At 74.7% G+C, this 2,406-nt stretch carries 1 protein-coding gene and 1 pseudogene; both read left to right on the top strand.

Annotated elements, in window-relative coordinates:
• Positions 1 to 174 precede the first annotated feature (174 nt).
• The gene (locus tag BM093_RS34565) at positions 175 to 1,977 is read left to right on the top strand and encodes a proton-conducting transporter transmembrane domain-containing protein (RefSeq protein WP_093357642.1); all 1,803 of its coding nucleotides are present in this window, start codon (positions 175 to 177) and stop codon (positions 1,975 to 1,977) included.
• Positions 1,978 to 1,984: 7 nt separating this feature from the next.
• Positions 1,985 to 2,406, top strand: a pseudogene (locus tag BM093_RS34560) (NADH-quinone oxidoreductase subunit M); the annotation flags it as partial.

Raw genomic sequence — 2,406 nt, 5'->3', positions numbered from 1 at the left:
GCGGCCGCGTTCTGGTACTTCCTCGCCCCGGCCGCCGACGGTCAGGTGATCGTGGTGGCGGTGGTGACCGCGATGGCGATCGAGATGGCGATGGGATTCGCCGTGGTCACCGCCATCTACCGTGCCCAGCGGATCGACATGACCGACTCGGCCACCGAGCTGGAGGGCTGAGCGGTGCTGCTCGCGGTGCTCATCGGCCTCCCGGCCGTCGCCGGCGCGGTGCTGCTGCTGGCCCACCCGGCCCGCGGCGCGACCGCGGCCGGTGTCGCCACGGCGGCAGCCACCCTGGCGCTCGCCGTGGCCGCCGCGGCGACGCGGCCCGCGTCCGAGGTGTCGTTGCTGGCCGGTATTCGGGCCGGGTTCGCCGTCGACGGGCTCTCGGCGGTACTGGTCGTCCTGGTCGCCGCGGTGCTGCTGGCCGCGCTGGTCGTCGCTGCTGCCGAGCCGGGCCTGCGGACCGGCCGGTTCCACGGCCTGATGCTGGTCTTCGCGGCCGCGATGCTGGTCACCGTCACCGCCACGACGCTGCCAGCGCTGCTGATGGCCTGGGAGGTGATGGGCGCGACGAGCTGGGCGCTGATCGGCTACCGGCTCGACGACCGGGTGGCCGCCCGCGCCGGCACGGTCGCGTTCCTGACCACACGGGCCGCCGACCTGGGCCTCTACGTCGCGGCCGGGGCGATGCTCGCCGGCGGCGCGGGCGCGATGGCGCTGACGGATCTGGCCGGGCTCGACGGCGTCTGGGGCGACGTCGCGGTCGCCGGTGTCGTCGTCGCCGCGCTGGGGAAATCCGCGCAGCTACCGTTCAGCTTCTGGCTGTCCGGGGCGATGCACGGACCCAGCCCGACCTCCGCGCTGCTGCACTCCGCGACGATGGTCGCCGCCGGTGGCTACCTGCTGCTGCGCACCGCCCCATCCCTGGAAGCGGCCGGCTGGGCGGCCCCGCTCGTGGCGTGGATCGGGGTGGCGACCGCGCTGCTACTCGGCCTGGTCGCCGCGGTCCAGGACGATCTCAAGCAGCTGCTCGCCGCGTCCACCTGCTCCCAGATCGGGTTCATCGTGCTGGCCGCCGGGACCGCCGCGACGCAGGCCGGGGCGCTGCAGACCGTGGCACACGCCGCGGCGAAGAGCCTGCTGTTCCTGGTCGCCGGCCTGTGGCTGGCCACACTCGGCAGCCGCAGCCTGACCGGCGGGCTGCGCGGGGCCGCGCGGCGGCACCCGGTGGTCGGGGCCGCATTCACGGTCGGTGCGCTCGCGCTGGCCGGGCTACCGCCGTTCGGGCTCTGGGTCGGCAAGGACGCCGTGCTGGCCGCCGCCCTGGGCTCCTCGCCCGCGCTGTACCTGGTCGGACTGGTCGCCGGGTGGACCGCGGCGTTCTACAGCGGACGCGCGCTGTGGTTCGCCTGGCAACCCGCCGACCGCCCGGCCACCGGTGCTGCTCCGGTCCGGATACCGCTCCCGGCGGTGACCACGACCGTCGTGCTCGCCCTCGCCGCCGCGGGGGCCGGAATCCTGGCACTGGGCCCTGTGCGGCCGGACCCGGCTCCGCAGGTCTGGGAGCTCGTGCTGTCCGGCGTCCTGGCCGGTGCCGGCGTGCTGCTGGTGTGGCGGTTCGCCGAGCGCGTCCCGACGCCAGGCCTGCTGGACCGGTGGCTCGGCCTCGAGGCGTTCGCGCTCCGCTACGTCGTCGGCCCGGTCGTGACCTTGGGAGCAGCTCTGGCCGTGGTCGACGACCGCGTGCTCGCCCGTGTCCCGGCGGCCGCGGCGAGTGCCACCTCGCGGCTGGCCGCGGTCGTGGCCGGGCACGGTGAGCGCGGCGTCGACCGGGCCGTAGCCGGGCTCGCCGACGGCGCCCGCGCGCTGGGCCGAGCCGCCCGTCGCCCGCAGACCGGGCAGATCCACCAGTACTACGCGCAGGCCTCGGTCGGGTTCGCCCTGCTCGCGGCGCTGGCCGTCCTCGTGATCGTCGTGAGGTGACCCCGGAATGCTCTCGCTGATCGTCTTCCTACCCGCGCTGGTCGCGGTCGCGCTGTGCGCGGTTCCGGCGCGGGCGGGCACGACGGTGTTCGCCAGTGCGTGGCTCGCGACCGGGCTGGTACAGCTCGGGCTGATCGCCGTGGTCTGGGCGGGCCTGCCCGCGTCGGGGTACGGCTTCGTCGAACGCTACGCGTGGATCCCCAGCGCCGGGATCTCCTACCACGTCGGCGTGGACGGGCTGTCGCTGCCGCTGCTCGCGCTGACCGCGATCGTGTTCACCGCGACCGCGGTCTACACGCTGCGCGGCACCGACCGGCCGAAGGGCTTCGTGCTCCTGTTCCTGGCGTTGCAGGCGGTCAGCGCGGGCCTGTTCGTCGCGCTCGACCTGATCCTGTTCTTCCTGTTCTTCGACCTGTCGATCGTGTTCAT

This window comes from Pseudonocardia ammonioxydans, from assembly GCF_900115005.1.
Lineage (GTDB): Bacteria > Actinomycetota > Actinomycetes > Mycobacteriales > Pseudonocardiaceae > Pseudonocardia > Pseudonocardia ammonioxydans.
Note: the sequence above shows the minus strand (reverse complement) of the source record. Positions and strands in the feature narration are given on the sequence as shown.